The sequence below is a fragment of the Planktothrix tepida PCC 9214 genome (assembly GCF_900009145.1).
GTDB classification, from domain to species: Bacteria; Cyanobacteriota; Cyanobacteriia; order Cyanobacteriales; family Microcoleaceae; genus Planktothrix; species Planktothrix tepida.
The window spans coordinates 1-551 of sequence record NZ_LN889864.1 but is presented as its reverse complement, the minus strand read 5'-3'; the positions used below and the strand labels follow the sequence as shown (position 1 = coordinate 551).

Below are 551 nucleotides of genomic sequence, written 5' to 3'. Positions count from 1 at the left end.
ATCATTTTAGACGTTTTTCTGTGTGGATATTAAAAACCCCCTGGTGGAATCCAGAGGGTGTTGGTTTATTATTGATTATTTAACAATCTCTTTAAGGAGGGCATCGAATAGCATTTCAGCTACTTTGGATATTAAAGAAGCCCTAGCCTTGCTCCGGTGTTTGCCCTTTGAGATTTTTAGTTCCAGGTATCCCCGCAGCTTTTGACCGAGTTCAGTTCCAAGGAACGGTGAGCGGTTTCGTTCAATGACTCGCAGTGACCATAGGAATAGTTGCTCCCGACAAAGTGCTGAACCTGCCCGCCGGAATTTTTTCTGGTCGCCGGAATCCTCTTCCTTGAAAACTTTACGGTAGCTGTCGAATTCCGGTTGCAGCAGGATGCTTTCTAATTCAATCTCAAGTTTCTTGGCAGCATCCATATAATGACAAAAATGATTTGGAAGTCTTGCTCAACCTCCCGAATATTACGGTGTTCAGTTGCCAAGAAAAAGAAGGTTTTGTTATTCTTAAGTTAGAACTATTAAAGGAATTACACCATTCGTTATGAAGAATA

1 protein-coding gene is annotated in these 551 nt (G+C 41.6%); it reads right to left on the bottom strand.

The features are described 5' to 3' along the window. Nucleotides 1–75: 75 nt before the first annotated feature. Nucleotides 76–417 (bottom strand): hypothetical protein, encoded by a 342-nt coding sequence (locus PL9214_RS29515; RefSeq protein WP_072720155.1) that lies wholly within the window; start codon nucleotides 415–417, stop codon nucleotides 76–78. Nucleotides 418–551 lie beyond the last annotated feature (134 nt).